This window comes from Staphylococcus sp. HGB0015, assembly GCF_000411275.1.
Lineage (GTDB): Bacteria > Bacillota > Bacilli > Staphylococcales > Staphylococcaceae > Staphylococcus > Staphylococcus schleiferi.
The window spans coordinates 1,111,021-1,128,882 of record NZ_KE150417.1 but is presented as its reverse complement, the minus strand read 5'-3'; the positions used below and the strand labels follow the sequence as shown (position 1 = coordinate 1,128,882).

Genomic DNA, 17,862 nt, shown 5'->3' with positions numbered 1-17,862 from the left:
GTTATTCATGCCAAAAGGAGATGTCATAGGGGCAAATGAGATATTCTGAAATACTTATTTTCATTTTGATAAGCCTAGACAGCTCTCTAAAAGATGCTTTTTATTTTAAAGTCAACAGTAATTGCATCGACTAAACGTTAAATTGACAATACCAAAAATTAAGTCATGATATAAAATAAAATAGAATTATAACTTGGTTAATTTTTATATGAAAATGTTATGAAAACGCCATTTGTGGCGGATTCATGAATTCATATTAAAAAACCGTTTTCATTTTTATTTGCACCTATTTTTGATGGAATGCATCATCAAATTATGGTATTTTTAACTTAACAACTATGCAAGAAAGGGTATGTCTACATGAAAAAAATTGCAGTTTTAACGAGTGGTGGAGATTCTCCAGGGATGAATGCAGCAATTCGTGCTGTAGTAAGAAAAGCGATTTATCATGATATTGAAGTGTATGGTGTTTATCAAGGATATCAAGGCCTTATCAATGATGATATTCGCAAATTAGAGCTTGGTACTGTGGGTGATACAATTCAACGTGGTGGAACTTTCTTATATTCAGCACGTTGCCCAGAATTTAAAGAAAAAGAAGTACGTCAAAAAGGAATTGAGAATCTTAAAAAACGAGGCATTGAAGGGCTTGTTGTCATTGGCGGTGATGGTAGTTACCGTGGTGCGCAACGTATTAGTGAAGAATGTAAAGAAATCCAAACGATTGGAATTCCAGGTACGATTGATAATGACATTAATGGTACTGACTTTACAATTGGATTTGATACAGCACTAAATACTATTATAGAGTCTGTCGATAAGATTCGTGATACCGCTTCAAGTCATGCGCGTACATTTATCATAGAAGTTATGGGACGAAATTGTGGTGACCTTGCTTTATGGTCTGGATTAGCAGTAGGGGCTGAAACAATTATCTTACCTGAAACAAAAGTTGATATTCAAGACATTGCTGAAAAAATCCAAAAAGGGATCGATAGAGGTAAAAAGCATTCCATTATCATTGTTGCAGAAGGTTGTATGACAGGCCAAGCATGTGCTGGTGAATTGACAAAATTCATCAATGTAGACGCACGTGTATCTGTATTAGGACACATTCAACGTGGGGGTAGCCCTACCGGTGTTGACCGTGTACTCGCTTCTAGATTAGGTGGCTTTGCTGTTGAGCTTCTTATGGATGGTGAAACAGCGAAAGGCGTTGGTATTAAAGATAACCGCCTTACAGCGACAGATTTTGATACAATTTTCAATTCAACTGAGCATCAAATTAATCAACACATGTTAGAATTAACTAAAGAATTATCTATTTAATTTTAGGAGGCATTTCCAAATGAAAAAAACTAAAATCGTTTGTACGATTGGACCAGCATCAGAATCAGAAGATATGTTAGAAAAGTTAATGAAAGCCGGCATGAATGTGGCACGTTTAAACTTTTCTCATGGCTCTCATGATGAGCATGCAGCACGTATCCGTTCAATTCGTAAAGTAGCGAAAAAGTTAGAAAAAAATATTGGTATTTTACTTGATACGAAAGGACCTGAAATTCGTACGCACAATATGAAAAATGGTGCGATTACTTTAGAAAAAGGTTCACATGTTACAGTAAGTATGCATGAAGTAGAAGGTACACCGGAAAAGTTCTCTGTCACATATGAAGAATTAATCAATGATATTGAAATCGGTTCATTTATTCTATTAGATGACGGATTAATTGAATTAGAAGTTGAATCAATAGATCATGCTGCGGGTGAAGTACACTGTAAAGTTCTTAACACAGGTGAACTTAAAAACAAAAAAGGTGTGAACCTACCGGGCGTGAGTGTGAACTTGCCAGGTATTACTGAAAAAGATGAAGAAGACATCCGCTTTGGTATTGACCAAGAAGTTGACTTTATTGCTGCAAGTTTCGTCAGACGTGCAAGTGACGTTTTAGAAATCCGTAGAATTTTAGAAGAAGTGAAAAACGATACAATCAGTATTATTCCTAAAATTGAAAACCAAGAAGGTATTGATAACATAGATGAAATTCTTGAAGTTTCTGACGGTTTAATGGTTGCCAGAGGTGACATGGGTGTTGAAATTCCACCAGAAACTGTACCAATTGTTCAAAAAGACTTAATCCGTAAATGTAATAAATTAGGTAAACCTGTTATCACTGCAACGCAAATGTTGGATTCAATGCAACGTAATCCACGTGCGACAAGAGCGGAAGCTTCTGACGTTGCCAATGCCATTTATGATGGTACAGATGCGGTTATGTTATCTGGTGAAACAGCTGCAGGTGCTTATCCAGAAGAAGCAGTTAAAGCGATGAATAACATTGCATATGCTGCGGAACAAGCACAAGATTATAAAAAGCTCTTATCAGATCGTACTAAACTTGTAGAAACTTCACTTGTAAATGCAATTGGTGTTTCTGCTGCACACACAGCATTGAACTTAAAAGTCAATGCAATCGTTGCTGCAACTGAAAGTGGTACAACTGCACGTACAATTTCTAAATACAGACCAAAATCAGACATTATTGCAGTGACACCACTTGCGACAACAGCACGTCAATGTACACTTGTTTGGGGTGTTTACCCTGTTGTACGTGAAGGTAACTACACAACTGATGAATTATTAAACAATGCGGTTGCAACAGCCATTGAAACAGAACGTGTTGAAAAAGGCGATTTAATTATCATCACAGCTGGTGTGCCAACAGGTGAATCAGGAACTACAAACTTAATGAAATTACACCTCATCGGTGAAGATTTAGCAAACGGGCAAGGTATCGGACGCAACTCAGCTGTAGGAAGAACAGTAGTTGTGAATGATGCATCAGAATTAGAGGGAGAAAATCTTGAGCAAGCTGTTATCGTAACACCTTCAGTTGATGAAAAAATGGTACCTTATTTAGATCAAGCAGTCGCACTCGTTACAGAAGAAGCAGGTTTAACATCTTCAAGCGCGATTTTAGGTTTAGAAAAAGGTATTCCAACTGTCGTAGGCGTTGAAGACGTAACTAAAAACATTCCAAGTGGTATTTTAGTAACAGTGGATGCTGCACAAGGTAAAGTTTACGAAGGTTATGCTAACGTACTTTAAAATTAAATAGAATTCGCAATAAGGAAGAACGGAACACAGCGAGATGATTTTTAAATCGATAACCGATTTTAATGATTTCGAGTGTTTGTGTGGGGGCGAAACTAGGGTGTCTAAATGTAAAATTTAGGCCGTAGTTTCGTCCTTTTGTTTTTATAAAATAGTTACATAAAAAGCGTTATTACACTTAAGGCGCGAAATTTTAATAAATCCGAGTCATCAAATCTTTTTATTATGAATGATAAAGAATGCAAATAATTATACAATGGTGCTATGATTAAGAATGAAAAGACAAAAGAAAACGCTTTATATCAGCGTTTTCGAAAAATATGAAATATATATTTCTGAGTTTGAAATAAGATTATTTTTACATACGACCGTTCTTAAAATGTTCACAAATTGCTTCATATTGGCTATAATAATATATGAAAGCCATTACAAAGAACGAATATAAAGTAAAGGGGAAATTCATATGGCAGAATTAATGAGAGGTCTTGAAGGGGTAATCGCTGCTGAAACAAAAATCAGCTCAATTATTGACAGTCAATTAACTTATGCAGGTTATGATATTGATGACCTGACAGAAAACGCACAATTTGAAGAGGTTGTTTTCTTATTGTGGAATTATCGATTACCTACAGAACAAGAATTATCTGAATTAAAAGAAAAGTTATTTAAGTATATGACTTTAAATCCAAGAATGTACAGTCATTTTGAAGAATATACAACAGATGAAGTACATCCAATGACGGCATTGCGCACATCAGTTTCTTATCTCGCTCATTTTGATGAAAATGCGGACGATAATGGGGAAGAAGCATTACAAGAAAGAGCGATTCGAATTCAAGCAAAAATTGCGTCACTTGTTGCATCATTTGCTCGAGTAAGAGATGGGAAACAACCTGTAAAACCGGATGCATCGTTAAGCTATGCGGCAAACTTTTTATACATGTTACGCGGTGAAAAACCAACAGATGTTGAAGTTGAAGGTTTCAATAAAGCGTTAATTTTACACGCTGATCACGAATTAAATGCGTCTGCTTTCACAGCGCGATGTGCCGTATCATCATTATCTGATATGTATTCAGGTATCACTGCAGCAGTTGGTTCACTTAAAGGACCTTTACACGGTGGAGCGAATGAACGTGTAATGAAGATGTTAACAGAAATCGGCTCTATCGATAATGTGGAACCTTATTTAGAAAAAGCATTTAAAAACAAAGATAAAATTATGGGATTTGGTCATCGTGTTTATAAAAATGGTGATCCACGTGCCAAATATTTAAAAGAAATGAGTCGAAAAATTACCGACGAAACAGGCCAAAGTGATCTTTACAAAATGTCAGTTAAAATTGCTGATATTATGAAAGAAGAAAAAGGCCTTCTCCCAAATGTAGACTTCTATAGTGCGACTGTTTATCATAGTATGGGGATAGAACATGATCTCTTTACACCTATCTTTGCAGTCAGTCGTACTTCAGGGTGGACTGCACATATTTTAGAACAACTTAGAGATAATAGAATTATGCGTCCACGTGCAACTTATGTTGGTGAAGTTGATCGTAAATATGTTCCAATTCAAGAACGCTAAATCTATTGCATTTAAGATGATTTAAAAATCGGAGGTATATAACAATGAGTGAAAAGATCGTAAAAACGGATAATGGTTTACAAGTTCCTAATCAACCTATCATTCCATTTATTATTGGTGACGGTATCGGACCTGATATTTGGAAAGCAGCGAGTCGTGTGATTGATGCAGCTGTAGAAAAAGCATATTCTGGAGAAAAATCAATTTCATGGAAAGAAGTGCTCGCAGGTCAAAAAGCATATGATCAAACAGGAGAATGGTTACCTTCTGAAACGCTCGATACAATCAAAGAATACTTGATAGCGATTAAAGGACCTTTAACAACACCAATCGGCGGTGGTATCCGTTCATTGAATGTTGCATTACGTCAAGAATTGGATTTATTTACATGTCTACGCCCAGTACGTTGGTTCCAAGGCGTGCCATCACCAGTGAAACGTCCACAAGATACAGACATGGTCATCTTCCGTGAAAACACTGAAGATATTTATGCAGGTATCGAATTCAAAGAAGGTACAGATGAAGTTAAAAAAGTAATTGATTTCTTACAAAATGAGATGGGTGCAAAAAATATTCGCTTCCCTGAAACTTCTGGTATTGGTATTAAGCCTGTATCAAAAGAAGGAACTGAACGTTTAGTACGTGCTGCGATTCAATACGCTTTGGACAATCAACGCAAATCTGTAACACTTGTGCATAAAGGGAACATTATGAAATTTACTGAAGGTGCCTTTAAACAATGGGGTTACGATTTGGCAGAAAAAGAATTTGGTGATCAAGTCTTCACATGGCAACAATATGACCGCTTAGTTGATGAAAAAGGTAAAGATGAAGCTAATCGTATTCAAGATCAAGCTGAAAAAGACGGTAAAATTATTATTAAAGACTCTATTGCAGACATTTTCTTACAACAAATTTTAACACGTCCAGCTGACCATGATGTTGTGGCAACAATGAATTTAAATGGGGACTATATTTCTGATGCGCTTGCTGCACAAGTTGGAGGTATCGGTATTGCGCCAGGCGCAAACATCAACTATGAATCTGGTCACGCTATTTTCGAAGCAACGCACGGAACAGCGCCAAAATATGCAGACTTAGATAAAGTTAATCCTTCTTCTGTATTATTATCAGGTGTATTAATGTTAGAACATTTAGGTTGGCAAGAAGCTGCGGATTTAATTACACAAGCAGTTGAAAAAACAATTGCTTCTAAAGTTGTAACTTATGATTTTGCACGCTTAATGGAAGGTGCAACTGAAGTTAAAACATCTGAATTTGCAGACGAATTAATTAAAAATCTTTAATCATTAAGATGATATACAATGGGAATCAAACCGAGCTTCAATGTCATATTGAAAATCTCGTTTGATTCCTTTTTTAGTGACTCGAATTCACCCTTTAATGAAATACTGTATCTCGCTTCAATGCCATCATCACTATTTCACTAAAGCATTTGTATAGCGAAATTAAGTTTCATTATTCACGCTTATTGTAAACTATAAGAATCTCTATATAATTGATTCATGTATAACGAAGTGCTTTTATATTGAAATTATTAACGTTATATTAAGTTATTGTAAAGTTACTTAACTATATATTATTTTTAAGTTCATTTTAAGTTATAATGAAATTAATATCATAAGGAGGTAGATGTATGGCTCAAAGAGTGCTTGTCGTTGATGATGAACAATCAATCGTAACATTATTAAAATATAATCTTGAGCAAGCGGGGTATGTGGTAGAGATTGCCCAAGATGGTGAGGAAGCATTGCAAAAAGAAAAAGAAAAAAAGCCCGATTTAATTGTTTTAGATGTCATGTTACCTAAAAAAGACGGTATAGAAGTCTGCAAAACGATTCGATCAGATAAAAATCAAGTTCCTATTTTAATGTTAACTGCTAAAGATGACGAATTTGATCGTGTGCTTGGTCTCGAATTAGGTGCAGATGATTATATGACCAAACCATTTTCACCAAGAGAAGTTGTTGCGCGTGTCAAAGCGATTTTGCGTCGTTCATCTGTCGTTGATTCCGTAAAAAATGAAGACGATGATGAAGATATTGTCATTGGAAATATTAGAATTCGTCCAGACTTTTTTGAAGTTTATCGTAATGATACATTACTAGAGTTAACACCTAAGGAATTTGAATTATTATTATATTTAGTCGAACGACAAGGCCGTGTCATTACACGTGAACATATGCTGAATTCAGTTTGGAATTATGAGTTTGCGGGTGATTCTAGAATTGTCGATGTCCATATTAGTCATTTACGTGATAAGCTTGAAGAAAATCCGAAACAGCCCCAGTTGATTAAAACGGTACGTGGTTTAGGGTATAAATTGGAGCGACCAAAATAAATGATAAAATTTTATCACAAGCTTTTAATTATACTTACAACAATCACTGTTGTAAGTTTTCTTTTATTAGGATTTATCGTGCATAATAGCATTTATTCAAAGTCAGTAGAGTATGAGAAAAAGTCTTTAATAAAAGAAGCGAAGCAAATTATCACTTTAAATAAAGAAAACAACCCCCAACGTATCCAAGAACTGGCACGTATTTATGATACGAACATGCTGATTATTGAAAAAGGGCAAAGAACGGAATTCAAGACGAATCACGATAAAATAGATTCACAAAAAGAAAAACAAGTTTTACAACAATTAAAAAGTGACAATAATGCGTATGAATTGGATGCTAAAACAAAAAAATATTGGTTTGGTTATCGTAAAGATGATACGACGTTATTGATTAATGGCACTTTTGACATGGTTTACGAATTACAATTACAATTTTGGAAGTATTTAATTTTGGTTGGTATGTTGATCATTGCACTCCTCTTTTTTACAGTACGTTATATCAACCGGACGTATATCCAACCGATTAATGAAGTCTCGTATGCTGCTTCACTTCTCACTGACGGTAACTATCGAGTGAGAGTGCCTGAGAGTAGTGTTAAAGAAATGAGAGAGCTTTATGTAACAATTAATGTTTTAGCACGAAGATTAGAACAACTGAACAGTGATCAAAAGATTCAACGCAATCGTTTAGTTACAACGCTCGAAAATATCCCGAGTGCAGTTTTAATGATAGATAAAAGCGGGAAAATTGTGGTAGCCAATCAAACCTACTATACAATTTTTAATGAGTCACATAATGTTGAAAACCAAGATTATGAGAAATATCTACATCCAACATTGAAAAAACTCGTTGTAGAGGGTTTTCGAACTGAAAAAGCGGTATATAAACAAGTTGAAATCTTAATCAATCATATTCATCAGAAATTTTTCGATACTTCATGCGTGCCTATTTTGTCTCGAACAAAAAAACATTTACAAGGGATGGTTATTGTACTTCATGATATTACGCAGCTCAAGAAACTTGAAAATTTAAGAAGAGACTTCGTAGCCAATGTATCCCATGAACTCAAAACACCGATCACGTCTATGAAAGGTTTTACAGAGACATTGATTGAAGGCGCGAAAAATGATGAAGCATCTTTGGATATGTTTCTCAATATTATTTTGAAAGAGTCAAATCGAATTCAATCTTTAGTCGAAGATTTACTTGATTTATCTAAAATTGAGCAAAATACGACGATAGAAAAACATCGAATTGATCTTTCTGAAGTCGCAAAGTCTTCTTTTTCTGTTATAGAACATATTGCCAATGAAAAATCGATACGCTTAGTTGATGAAATTGAACCACATATTTTTGCGATGGCAGATGAAGGTAAAATTTCACAAGTGATTGTCAATTTAATGACAAATGCCGTCAATTATTCTCCAGAAGACAGTACTGTGAGATTATTAGTCTATCAAGATGACATGCATCCGGTTATCGAAGTCATTGATCAAGGTATTGGAATTGGTGAAGAAGAAAAATATCGTATTTTTGAAAGATTTTATCGCGTCGATAAAGCGCGTAGTCGAGAGTCCGGTGGCACAGGTTTAGGACTGTCGATTACTAAACACATTGTTGAATCCTATCAAGGAAGTATTGAAGTAGAGTCAGAATTAGGTAAAGGCTCGAAATTTAAAGTTGTTTTGCCTGAGTAATCTTAAAAATAGAGATCCCGCATCACGAGAGAATGAGACGATGAAACTGTAACGAAAAATAGCAAAGCTAAATTTTGACGTTACAGTGGCAATTAGATTTCATCAATGCCCAACTGGAGGGTTTAACGAAATCTTAATTATCATCGCTCATTCTTTTTATGTATTGATAGCTAATGTGATCGTCAAATCAGAATATTTTTTAATCGAAAGAGGTGTTTGCTAATAAAAGAGTTAGATGACATCTCTATGCCTGAATATGATAAAATAAAGACAAACGATAATGGAGGGAATTGCGTGGATAAACTCATATTAATAGATGGTAATAGTCTAAGTTTTAGAGCATTTTATGCCTTGCCATTATTAAAAAATAAAGCTGGCATTCATACAAATGCCGTCTATGGCTTTGCACGATTATTAGAAAAGATTTTAAAAGAAGAACAGCCGACTCATTTTTTAGTTGCGTTTGATGCTGGAAAAACGACATTTAGACATGACACGTATAAAGAATATAAAGGAGGTCGTCAAAAAACACCGCCTGAGCTCAGCGAACAGTTACCTTATATTCGTCAACTGCTAGATGCCTATCAAATCAAGCGGTACGAGTTAGAAAATTACGAGGCTGATGATATTATCGGTACCTTGAGTCAAGCTGCTGATGAAGCAGGTATGCAAACCATTATTATTACAGGAGATCGCGATTTGACTCAATTAGCGACAGAGAATGTCACAATTTACTATACCAAAAAAGGGGTTACGGATGTCGATCACTATACACCGGCCTTTATTTCAGAAAAATATAATGGATTAACGCCTAAGCAAATTATAGATTTAAAAGGATTGATGGGAGATACATCAGATAATATTCCTGGTGTTGCTGGTGTAGGTGAAAAAACAGCAATCAAGCTTTTAAATCAATTCGATACAGTTGAAGGTGTTTATGCACATCTTGATGACGTGTCTGGTAAAAAGTTAAAAGAGAAACTTGAAAACAGTCGTGAAGATGCATTAATGAGTAAGCAATTAGCAACCATCAATTGTGAAAGCCCGATTACAGTGACATTAAATGATGTCAAACGACCACAAGAAATCGACGAGTCTGAAAAAGTGTCACTATTTAAAACACTAGAATTTCGACAACTATTAGAAGAAATCGATATTGAAACAACTCAAGCTATTCCGTCAAAAGAATTTAAAGTCACACAAGATATTTCCAAATTAGATTTAGCTCGATTAAAAGAAGCGGCCATTCATGTTGAGGTTGCAGGGCCTAATTATTTAAAAGATGATTTACTCACATTTGGCTTATTTGATGGACAAAATTATTTTGTCATCCCATTTAATCAGTTAAAAGAACATTCAGACTTAGTCCAATGGTTAGAAGATGAAGAGACTGAAAAGTGGGTCTATGATGCGAAAAAAACATATATCGCAATGAAACGAAATGAGATTGCAATTCAAAATATTCGCTTTGATGTGATGCTGGCAAGTTATATCATTGATCCTTCTAGAACGATAGATGACATTGCTTCGGTTGTATCTCATTTTAAACGTACTTATGTAAAAGACGACATTGCTATTTACGGTAAAGGAAAATCATATCACGTACCAGAAGAGGAAATTTTGTATGCGCATATTGCTTCTATTTTAAATGCAATTCATGAAGTCCAACCTCAAATGATGGAAATTTTAGAGGCACACCAACAAACAGCACTGTTATCTGAAATTGAACTCCCACTCGCTTCAATATTAAGTGAAATGGAAGCGGTAGGGATTTATACAGATGTCGAAACATTAAAAAATATGGAGCAAGATTTACAAGCGCAATTGGATGATTTGATTCAAGCGATTCATGACCTTGCAGGTGAGTCCTTTAATATTAATTCACCCAAACAGTTAGGTGTCATTTTATTTGAAAAATTAAAGTTACCGATTATTAAAAAGACGAAGACAGGTTATTCCACAGCGGTCGATGTTCTTGAAAAGCTTCAAGGTGAACATCCGATTATCGAATATATTTTAACTTATCGCACACTTTCTAAATTACAGTCGACATACGTCGAAGGTTTACAAAAAGTGATTTGGGATGATCAAAGAATTCATACGCGTTTTAATCAAACACTTGCACAGACAGGTCGACTGTCATCTGTCGATCCGAACTTGCAAAATATTCCAATTCGCTTGGAAGAAGGTCGAAAAATACGTAAAGCGTTTAAATCGACCCATGATGATTACGTTATTTTAGCAGCGGATTATTCTCAAATTGAATTACGTGTTTTAGCACATATTACAGGAGATCCGACTTTACAAAAAGCATTTATCGATAAAGAAGATGTTCATATGACGACAGCGATGAAAGTGTTTAATGTGGATGCAGATCAAGTAACGTCGATGATGAGAAGACAAGCGAAAGCTGTTAATTTTGGAATCGTTTATGGCATTAGCGATTACGGCTTAAGTCAAAATTTGGGTATTAGCCGAAAAGAAGCGCAACGATTTATCGATGATTATTTGAACCATTTTCCTGGCGTGAAAGATTATATGGATAATATTGTTCAAGATGCGAAACAAAATGGTTACGTAGAAACGCTTCTAAAACGTAGAAGATATATTCCGGATATTACGAGTCGGAACTTTAATAAGCGAGGTTTCGCGGAACGAACTGCGATGAACTCTCCAATTCAAGGTAGTGCGGCAGATATTATTAAATTGGCCATGGTTAATTTTGATAAAAAAGTTCGTGAAACTGAATTTAATGCCAAATTATTATTACAAGTGCACGATGAGCTTATTTTTGAAGTTCCGAAAGATGAAGTGGAAGCATTTAGTAAATTTGTTGAAGATATTATGGCAAATGCGTTAGAATTGGATGTTCCATTAAGTGTAGAATCAGATTATGGACGTACATGGTATGATGCTAAATAGAAAGTAGGTCAGTTCGAAAATGCCAGAATTACCAGAAGTTGAACACGTCACAAGAGGAATCAAACCATTTGCTTTAAACCAAAAGATTACGGATGTGTCTTTTTCTCAACCTGTTATTTTAGGAAAAGAAAATGGAAAAGCAACGATCATCAAAGGAGTTAGTCTTGATGACTTTAAACGATATACAGTGAACTATACGATTACCAATATTCAGCGCCGTAGTAAATATATTTTATTTGAGATTCAACATGAACAATCAAAACGTATTTTAATATCTCATCTAGGCATGGCTGGTGGATTTTTTATCGTAAATGAAATCGGTGATATACCGATATTAAATTATCGAAAACATTGGCAAGTGGTCTTTCATTTAGAAAATGGTATGAAACTGGTGTATAGTGATATTCGTCGCTTTGGTGAAATTAGAAATGTGGAAGCGTTAACGGATTATCCATCTTTATTAGAAATAGCACCAGAGCCATTTGAAGATGAGGCTTTAGCACATTTTCTGTCTAAAAGTAATGAAAGAAAATACTCAAAGATGGCAATAAAGGCATTTATTTTAGACCATCGTGTGATTGCCGGATGTGGTAATATTTATGCGTGTGAAGCTTTATTTGATGCGAAGTTGAATCCTAACACGAAAGTGAATCAGTTATCAGCTACACAAAAAACAGCAGTATTCGATAGTGTTGTGAAAGTGCTTAATATGGGTATTTTGAATGGTGGGACAAGCGTCTCAGATTATGTTCATGCAGATGGACAAAAAGGAACAATGCAAGATTATTTAAATGTTTATAAGAAGAAAAACTGCACGTCTTGTGATTCGGCAATAGAAACGGCGATTATTGCAGGGCGCAATACACATTTTTGTCCGGTTTGCCAAAGATAGGGAAGAGGGAGATTATGCCAAAAGTAATTGGATTAACAGGTGGAATTGCAACAGGCAAATCCACAGTTGCAGCGTTATTAGAAGTTCATGGATTTAAAATTGTGGATGCAGATCTTGCATCTCGAAAAGCTGTCGAAAAAGGTTCTGAAGGTTTACGACAAATACAGGAACAGTTCGGCGAAGAAGCCATAAATGAAGATGGCGAAATGGACCGCGCTTATATCGCGCAGCAAGTTTTTTTTGATGATGAAAAAAGAAAACAACTGAATCAAATCGTTCATCCGATTGTGCGTGAATTGATGCAACAAGAGCGAGATCATTATTTAGCTGAAGGCTATGATGTTGTCATGGATATTCCGTTATTGTATGAAAACGGACTTGAAGATACAGTTGACGAAGTATGGCTTGTCTATGCATCAGAGCCAATCCAAATAGATCGGTTAATGGAAAGAAATCAGTTATCAATTGAAGATGCTAAAGCACGTATATACAGTCAGATTTCCATTGATAAAAAGAGCAGAATGGCCGATGTCGTTATTGATAACTTAGGCTCTAAGCTTGAATTAAAACAAAATTTAGAACAAGTCTTAGCGGAAAAAGGTTATTTAAATGCTAATGATGATTCTAATGAAAACGATAAAATAACTTAATATGATTTTTCAGCAACGCCCTGTGGTAGCATATGTCAAAACATTTTTTAGCATTTTTGGCATACGTGATGTGTTACAACGGGGCGTTGTTTTTATTAGAAAGTTGTGACAAACAATCTAGTATAAGTAGCGATTTAAGTGTGAAGAAAAATGTTTCAGCGATAGGTTTTCCACTATAGCTCGTCTTTAATATATCATGCTATTTGGCCGATATGTGAAAAACACATACATCAAATGTTATTTATTGAAAGTAATAAGAAAAAATTATCAAAGAAAACGGTTTCAAATTGACTTTAATATGCTATACTAATTTCTATAAGTATAACACATTATTAAGGAGTGCTTTTATCATGACGACAAAGATTGCGATTAATGGTTTAGGGCGAATTGGCCGTATGGTTTTAAGAGTAGCATTGAATAGAGAAGATGTTGAAGTAGTGGCTTTAAATGCAAGTTATCCACCTGAAACGATAGCCCATCTTCTTAAATATGATACAACGCACGGTCGTTTTAATCAGACTGTTGAAGCAACTGAAAATGGTATTAAAGTAGATGGAAAAGAAATTAAACTCGTTTCAGATCGTAATCCTGAAAATTTGCCATGGGGTGCGCTTGATATTGATATCGTAGTGGAAGCAACAGGTAAATTTAATCATGGTGACAGAGCGAATGCTCATATCAAAGCAGGGGCGAAAAAAGTAATTTTAACGGGACCTTCAAAAGGGGGAGAAGTGCAGACAATTGTGAAAGGTGTAAATGATCATGAATTGGACGTCATGCAATATGATGTGTTCAGTAATGCTTCATGTACAACGAATTGTTTAGCACCTGTCGCAAAAATTTTAAATGATCATTTTGGGATTGAAAATGGTTTAATGACAACGGTTCATGCTGTGACAAATGATCAAAATAACTTGGACAATCCGCATAAAGATTTAAGACGCGCACGTGCTGCCTTTGAAAGCATTATTCCGACTTCAACGGGTGCAGCCAAAGCATTATCACTCGTTTTGCCAGAGTTAGAGGGTAAATTACATGGTATGGCACTTCGTGTACCAACCAAAAATGTATCTTTAGTCGATTTAGTCGTTGATTTAAAACAAACAGTTACAAAAGAAGAAATTAATCGTGTTTTTAGAGAGAATGATTTAGATCAAGTTGTTGCAATTTCTGATGAGCCATTGGTTTCAGATGATTTTACGACAGATGCGCATTCTGCAATTATTGATGCTGAGTCTACGATTGTAATGGGGGATAAAAAAGTTAAAGTACTCGCATGGTATGATAACGAATGGGGTTATTCCACAAGAGTTGTCGATGTATTACAGCAAATCGCATCACAACTCAAAGTTAAAGTTGCATAACATTCTAATGTGTCAATAAGCGAGCATGAGACTGAGAACACTTCACATCAAAATATTTATATTAACTAATATCAATATAAAGGTTGAGACGATTTTGAAATTGTCTCAGCTTTTTTTGTGCAAAAAAGAAAAATTACGATTTCAATTGCGTTAAAATAGGCGTAACTTTTGAAATAAATAGGTTTGTAGTATAATTAAACAAAATTAAGATGAAGAGGGTGACAAAGTCGTGAAATGTCCAAAATGTAATCATACGCAATCTCGAGTTGTAGATTCGAGACATGCAGATGATATGAATGCTATTAGAAGAAGACGTGAATGTGAACATTGTGGGACACGTTTCACTACTTTTGAACATATAGAAATGAGTCCGCTCATTGTTGTGAAAAAAGATGGTACAAGAGAACGATTTAATAGGGAGAAAATCTTAAACGGACTTGTACGTTCATGTGAAAAACGTCCCGTCCGATTCCAACAACTCGAAGAAATTACGAATCAAGTTGAATGGAAATTACGCGAATCGGGTATTGCTGAAATTTCATCACGAGAAATAGGGGAGCACGTGATGGATTTATTGATGCATGTTGACCAAGTTTCTTATGTACGTTTTGCATCCGTTTATCGAGAGTTTAAAGATGTTGATCAGTTATTGAAATCAATGCAGGGGATTTTGAAAGAAAACAAGCGGAGTGAATAAATAATGAGTCAATTCATTTATCAAAGCCAATTAAGTCCACACGATGGATTTATCGTCATGCGCCGTTTCCATTTTCACGCGGTGCATTACGATGTGTTAAGCCGTCTGTTCACACCTTTAATTGGTGCCGAAGCAATTGGTGTATATCAATTTTTAAACCAATTTGAAGGTGTATCTTTTGAAGAGGGCTATACCCATTATACAATGATGTCAGAATTAAAAATGGGCTTAAGACAGTTTAGAGAGTTTTTAGATTTACTTGAAGGAATAGGACTATTAAAAACGTTTGTTCAACAATCTGAGAATACAACTCAGTTCGTTTATGAATTATTGCCACCTCCTTCGGCACAGCGCTTTTTTAATGATCCAATGTTATCCATATACTTTTACGAAGTAGTTGGTCAACAACGCTATCACCAAATTAAAAAGGCATTTATACCTACATCTAAAGATTTAACAGGCTTTACAGAAGTAACTAAAAAATTTACAGATGTATTTAAAGTACCAAAATATCAAATGGTGACACCAGACGAAAATCTTAAAGAACAGCAATTTGAAGGTTTGGACTTAACAGACGTTTACTTTGATTTTGAGTTGTTAGCCGACATGTTACAATCTCATTATGTAAGTAAAAATATTCTTTCAGAGCCAACGAAATCTTTAATTATCCAACTGGCAACATTATATCGTCTATCACCGGATGTGATGAAAGCGATTATTTTAAAATCACTCAATGCCAATCAATCATTGTCAGTTACTAACTTAAGAAAACAGGCACAAAGCTATTATCTTATGGAACATCAGCAAGAATTGCCAGCGTTACAAGCACAGAATCTTGAACTCGCAAGTGATGAACCAAATCAGTCAACCGAAGCTAATGTAGTGTCAAACTGGGATGAATGGTTTGATTTAATGGATCATACAAGTCCGATTGTGATGCTGACATCCTATGGTGGATCTGAACCTCCACGCTATCAAAAAGAGATGATAGAGGAGTTGATGCAGCGAGAAGGATTTAGTTTTGGTGTTATTAATATTTTGTTACAGTTTGTGATGCAAAAGACGGATAATAATTTACCAGAAAAATATGTTTATTCTGTTGCATCGACTTGGAAAAAAAGTGGTGTAACCGATGCACGAACAGCGTATGAGAAAGCAATGGAAGTTCAAAAAAATCAAGATAATGCAAATCAAAAACGCTTTGAATCCACTGCTCCAAAGCAAAAGCGTGGCTACCGTCAAGCATCATCAGAAAAACAACCACGTTGGATTACACACCCGGAAGAATATCAACAAAAAGAAGAAGATCAAGAAGCGTTAGCAAAAGATAGAGAGGCGTTTCTTAATAAACTAAAAAATAAAAGACGGGCAGGTGAAGATTAATGAAAAGTTTCAATAGTATTATGGGAAACCATCAAAAACTTGATCAAAAAATACAAGAGATTAAACGACAAGTATTAAATGATCCAGATGTAAAAGCTTTCTTGAATGCACATCAATCAGAAGTAACGAACAGAATGATTGATGAAGATTTAAATATTCTTCAAGAGTATAAAGATCAACAAAAGCATTATGATGGTTCGCACACGTACGAAAACTGCCCAAACTTTGTAAAAGGTCATATTCCTGAACTTTATATTGAAAACCAGCATATTAAAATTCGTTACAAACCTTGTCCGTGCAAAATAAGACATGACGAAGAGCAACATGCTAAAAGTATGATTACATCTTTCCATATGCATCCAGATACACTTAATGCTAAAATCAAAGATATTTATATGACGAGACGTAATCGCTTGGATTTAGCTATGAGGCTAGATGATTTGATTGATGCGATGATTGATAAACGGCCTGTGAAAGGACTCTACTTATACGGAGAGTTCGGCACAGGAAAGTCCTTTATTTTGGGTGCAATTGCGAACGAATTAAAGGATAACCGGGTGCCTTCAATGATTATTTATGTGCCTGAATTTATACGTACATTAAAAAATGGTTTTAAAGACGGTTCGACTTCCAAACGTATTCAACAAGTGCGTGAAGCGCGAGTTCTTTTTTTAGATGATTTAGGTGCAGAAGATATGACACCTTGGGTACGTGATGAAGTTTTAGGCCCTATTTTACATTATCGAATGATTCAAGAACTCCCAACGTTTTTCAGTTCGAATATGAGTTTACAAGAATTAGAAGATCATTTGGCGACTACAAAAAATGGGACAGATGTGATGAAAGCGAAACGTATTATGGAGCGTGTCAAAACTCTAAGTGATGCGTATTTATTAGAAGGAGAAAATTATAGAAAGCATTGAAAAAATAAATTTTAGCGTTATAATAAGGATAAATAAATATTGATTTTAAAGTTTGAGGATACGATACGAATGAAGTTATGGTACAGAGAGCTACTGGCGATGAGAATGTAGTGCATAACCCTTTGTGTTACTCCCTCTATAGATTGGTGTTTGTAATGAATACCCGGCTCAAGACCGTTATCTTATGTAGAGATGTCATTGCAGTAATGTATATGGCAAATTAGGGTGGTAACACGAAGACCTCGTCCCTTTGTTGGGATGAGGTCTTTTT

General features: G+C 35.2%; 13 protein-coding genes. All 13 read left to right on the top strand.

Annotation, left to right across the window (positions count from 1 at the left end):
• The first annotated feature begins 360 nt into the window (after positions 1–360).
• The 13 genes from pfkA to dnaI all read left to right on the top strand — a co-directional run bounded on the left by pfkA (position 361) and on the right by dnaI (position 17,591).
• Entirely contained in the window at positions 361–1,329 is a 969-nt protein-coding gene (pfkA, locus tag HMPREF1208_RS05240) for a 6-phosphofructokinase (RefSeq protein ID WP_016425319.1), read from the top strand.
• Between the two features lie 19 nt (positions 1,330–1,348).
• A complete protein-coding gene (gene pyk / locus HMPREF1208_RS05235; RefSeq protein ID WP_016425318.1) occupies positions 1,349–3,109 on the top strand; it encodes a pyruvate kinase in 1,761 nt (586 codons plus the stop codon).
• A gap of 469 nt (positions 3,110–3,578) precedes the next feature.
• Positions 3,579–4,697: a citrate synthase gene (locus HMPREF1208_RS05230; protein ID WP_016425317.1), complete on the top strand. Its 1,119-nt coding sequence runs from the start codon at positions 3,579–3,581 to the stop codon at positions 4,695–4,697.
• Positions 4,698–4,741: 44 nt separating this feature from the next.
• Complete coding sequence (icd, locus tag HMPREF1208_RS05225) at positions 4,742–6,004, top strand: NADP-dependent isocitrate dehydrogenase (RefSeq protein WP_016425316.1); 1,263 nt, start codon at positions 4,742–4,744, stop codon at positions 6,002–6,004.
• Positions 6,005–6,354: 350 nt separating this feature from the next.
• Positions 6,355–7,059 (top strand): response regulator transcription factor, encoded by a 705-nt coding sequence (locus tag HMPREF1208_RS05220; RefSeq protein WP_016425315.1) that lies wholly within the window; start codon positions 6,355–6,357, stop codon positions 7,057–7,059.
• Positions 7,060–8,760: a two-component system histidine kinase PnpS gene (pnpS, locus tag HMPREF1208_RS05215; protein ID WP_016425314.1), complete on the top strand. Its 1,701-nt coding sequence runs from the start codon at positions 7,060–7,062 to the stop codon at positions 8,758–8,760.
• 294 nt (positions 8,761–9,054) lie between these two features.
• Positions 9,055–11,682, top strand: coding sequence for a DNA polymerase I (gene polA / locus HMPREF1208_RS05210; protein WP_016425313.1), 2,628 nt, complete (start codon positions 9,055–9,057; stop codon positions 11,680–11,682).
• Positions 11,683–11,701: 19 nt separating this feature from the next.
• The gene (mutM, locus tag HMPREF1208_RS05205) at positions 11,702–12,574 is read left to right on the top strand and encodes a bifunctional DNA-formamidopyrimidine glycosylase/DNA-(apurinic or apyrimidinic site) lyase (RefSeq protein ID WP_016425312.1); all 873 of its coding nucleotides are present in this window, start codon (positions 11,702–11,704) and stop codon (positions 12,572–12,574) included.
• 14 nt (positions 12,575–12,588) lie between these two features.
• Positions 12,589–13,224 (top strand): dephospho-CoA kinase, encoded by a 636-nt coding sequence (coaE, locus tag HMPREF1208_RS05200; protein WP_016425311.1) that lies wholly within the window; start codon positions 12,589–12,591, stop codon positions 13,222–13,224.
• A 350-nt stretch (positions 13,225–13,574) separates the two neighbouring features.
• A complete protein-coding gene (locus HMPREF1208_RS05195; protein ID WP_016425310.1) occupies positions 13,575–14,588 on the top strand; it encodes a glyceraldehyde-3-phosphate dehydrogenase in 1,014 nt (337 codons plus the stop codon).
• A gap of 229 nt (positions 14,589–14,817) precedes the next feature.
• Positions 14,818–15,285, top strand: a complete 468-nt coding sequence (nrdR, locus tag HMPREF1208_RS05190; RefSeq protein ID WP_016425309.1) for a transcriptional regulator NrdR — start codon at positions 14,818–14,820, stop codon at positions 15,283–15,285.
• 3 nt (positions 15,286–15,288) lie between these two features.
• Positions 15,289–16,668 carry a replication initiation and membrane attachment family protein gene (locus HMPREF1208_RS05185; protein WP_016425308.1) on the top strand — a complete coding sequence of 460 codons (1,380 nt, stop codon included), beginning with the start codon at positions 15,289–15,291 and terminating at the stop codon, positions 16,666–16,668.
• Complete coding sequence (gene dnaI, locus HMPREF1208_RS05180) at positions 16,668–17,591, top strand: primosomal protein DnaI (RefSeq protein WP_016425307.1); 924 nt, start codon at positions 16,668–16,670, stop codon at positions 17,589–17,591. The genes HMPREF1208_RS05185 and dnaI overlap by 1 nt, the downstream gene beginning before the upstream one ends.
• Positions 17,592–17,862 lie beyond the last annotated feature (271 nt).